Here is a 2,231-nt window from a genome sequence, read left to right as displayed (position 1 = left end):
GGTTATGCCCCGGCGCATGCCTTCGCCCCCAACGTGATCCGCGGCGATTTCACTCCGCGCCTGGCCGGGGCGCGCACCGCGGCCGAGGCGCCGGCGGTGCATCTGCCGATGTACGGCCGCATCGCCGCCGGCCTGCCGATCGAGGCGCTGCGCGACTCGGGCGCGCAGATCGAGGTGCCGGCCGCCATGCTCGGCGGCGGCGAGCATTACGCGCTCGAGGTCGCGGGCGATTCGATGGTGGAGGCGGGTATCCTCGACGGCGACACCGTCATCATCCGCAAGGGCGACACAGCGGACACCGGCGACATCGTCGTGGCGCTGGTGGACGAGGCGGAGGTGACGCTCAAGCGGCTGCGCCGGCGTGGCAACTCGGTGGCGCTGGAGCCGGCCAACACCGCCTATAAGACGCAGATCTTCCCCGGCGACCGTGTGCGCGTGCAGGGCCGGCTGGTCGGCCTGCTGCGGCGCTACTGAGCGCCCGGCCCGTCACTCCCAGCGATAGACCAGCAGCGGGTCGTCGGGACGGCCGGTCAGGCGGATGGTGGCGGTGCGGACCACCCGTGCCGCGTCGGCACCCGCCACCTCGGCGGTGATGGTGAAGGCGTGGCCGACCGCGACGCCGGGGCTGGGGTCGGGCGCGCGCAGCCCGGCCTGTTCTTCCTCCAGCCGTCGCCACGCGGCCTCGGCGGCCGGATCGAGCGGGCGGTAGACATTGAGCACCGCGAGATCGGCGAAGGCCGGGCTGATCCCCGCCGTCTGCGAATAAACCGTCAGCAACGGCGCGACGCGGCGGTACAGCGCGGGCGTGACGCCGTCGACGCGCAGCAGTTCCGTCACCGACTGGAAACGCTGCCGGTGCCCGCCCGCGCCGGACGCGCCGCCCGAGTGGGGGCCGCCGCTGCCGCGCCAGTCGAGGATGCGCTCCGTCACCGCCGCCGCCGCGCCGGGGTCGAGCCCGGCGCCGAGCAGGAGCTGCTGCAGCACCGGCAGAGGTGCCAGGTTGAGGTCGATCAGCCCGGCTTCGTCACGGACGCGCACCCGCGCGGCGTGCCCCTCGAACGGCACGGTGAAGGCGGTGGCGTTCAGCGGCGGCTGCGCCGGGCGCGGGCCGAGCATCGACAGGATGGTGATGTTGATGGCGGCGTCGGCCACCGCATCCAGGGCGGCGACCTGTGCCCGGCCATGCGCCATGCCGGCATTGGCGCGCACGATCTGCGACACGCTGAGGGTGACGATGGCGAACATGGCGGCCGCCCACAGCGCCGCCACGATGGCGATCCCGCGCTCGGAAGCGGCGCGGTGCCGGTCCATCACCGCCCGAGCTTGAGGACCGGCGCGGTCATGCGCAGCTTGTCGCGCAGTTCCTGTGTCACCGCGTCGCCGTCCTCGAGCGTGCGGACGACATGGGGGGTGATCAGGACGATCAGCTCGGTCCGGGTCAGCGCTTCCGACTGCGTGCCGAACAGGAACCCCACATAGGGCAAATCCTTCAGCCACGGGATGCCGACGGTGCTGTTCTGCCGGTTGTCGGTGATCAGCCCGGCGAGGCCGATCGTCTGACCGTCGCGCACCGCGACGGAGCTGGTCACCCGGCGTTGCGAGATGGTCGGCGAATCCAGCGCCGAGGTGGTGGTACCGCGGGGCGAGCTGATTTCCTCCGCCATGTCGAGCAGCACGAGGCCGCCCGCGTTCACGCGCGGGATGATGTTGAGGATGATGCCGGTGTCCTTGTAGGCGATCGAGTTCACGGTCTGCGCCGTGTTGGTCAGCGTGCTGGTGGCCGACTGCGTCGCGATCGGCACCTGATCGCCGACCTGCAGCCGCGCGGTGCCGTTGTTGAGCACCAGCAGGTTGGGCGAGGACAGCACCCGCACCGTCGTCAGGCTGGCCAGCGCCTGCAGGATGATGTTGGTGCCGCCGAACGAGTAGCCGAAGTTGAAGCCCGACAGGAAGCCCACGCCCGGAAAGGTCGAGAACAGCGACTGGCCGGTGCCCGTCCCCGCGATCGGCTTGACGCCCGGCGCGAAGATGCCGCGGAAGACGCCGGAATTGAAATAATACTGCAGGCCGAGGCTGAGGTTGTCGGTCAGCGTCACCTCGGCCACCGTCGCGTCGATCAGCACCTGCAGCGGCGCGATGTCGAGCTTTTGCAGCGCGGCCTCGATCGGCGCGTATTCCTGCGCCGTCGCGGTGATGATCAGCGCGTTGTTCGACCGGTCGGCGGTCACGCG

3 protein-coding genes are annotated in these 2,231 nt (G+C 71.1%); 1 reads left to right on the top strand and 2 read right to left on the bottom strand.

The features are described from left to right. Nucleotides 1-474: transcriptional repressor LexA (lexA, locus tag B8460_RS17635; protein ID WP_048862930.1), on the top strand; the 474-nt coding region annotated here is incomplete at its 5' end. A 12-nt stretch (nucleotides 475-486) separates the two neighbouring features. On the opposite strand, the gene B8460_RS17630 is transcribed toward lexA, so the two are convergent. After that, the gene (locus tag B8460_RS17630) at nucleotides 487-1,311 is read right to left on the bottom strand and encodes a type II secretion system protein GspK (RefSeq protein ID WP_048862929.1); all 825 of its coding nucleotides are present in this window, start codon (nucleotides 1,309-1,311) and stop codon (nucleotides 487-489) included. Further along, nucleotides 1,311-2,231, bottom strand: a 921-nt coding sequence (locus B8460_RS17625) for a type II secretion system protein GspD (RefSeq protein WP_048862928.1), incomplete at its 5' end; no start/stop codon positions are given. The genes B8460_RS17630 and B8460_RS17625, both read right to left, overlap by 1 nt.

It is taken from the genome of Acidisphaera rubrifaciens HS-AP3, assembly GCF_000964365.1.
Lineage (GTDB): Bacteria > Pseudomonadota > Alphaproteobacteria > Acetobacterales > Acetobacteraceae > Acidisphaera > Acidisphaera rubrifaciens.
The sequence above is the reverse complement of the archived record's forward strand: the minus strand, read 5'-3'. Positions and strand labels throughout refer to the sequence as shown.

Bases quoted from the DNA above. Each gene is read 5' to 3' on its own strand.
- B8460_RS17630 (WP_048862929.1), bottom strand. From the start codon at position 1,311: ATGGACCGGCACCGCGCCGCTTCCGAGCGCGGGATCGCCATCGTGGCG.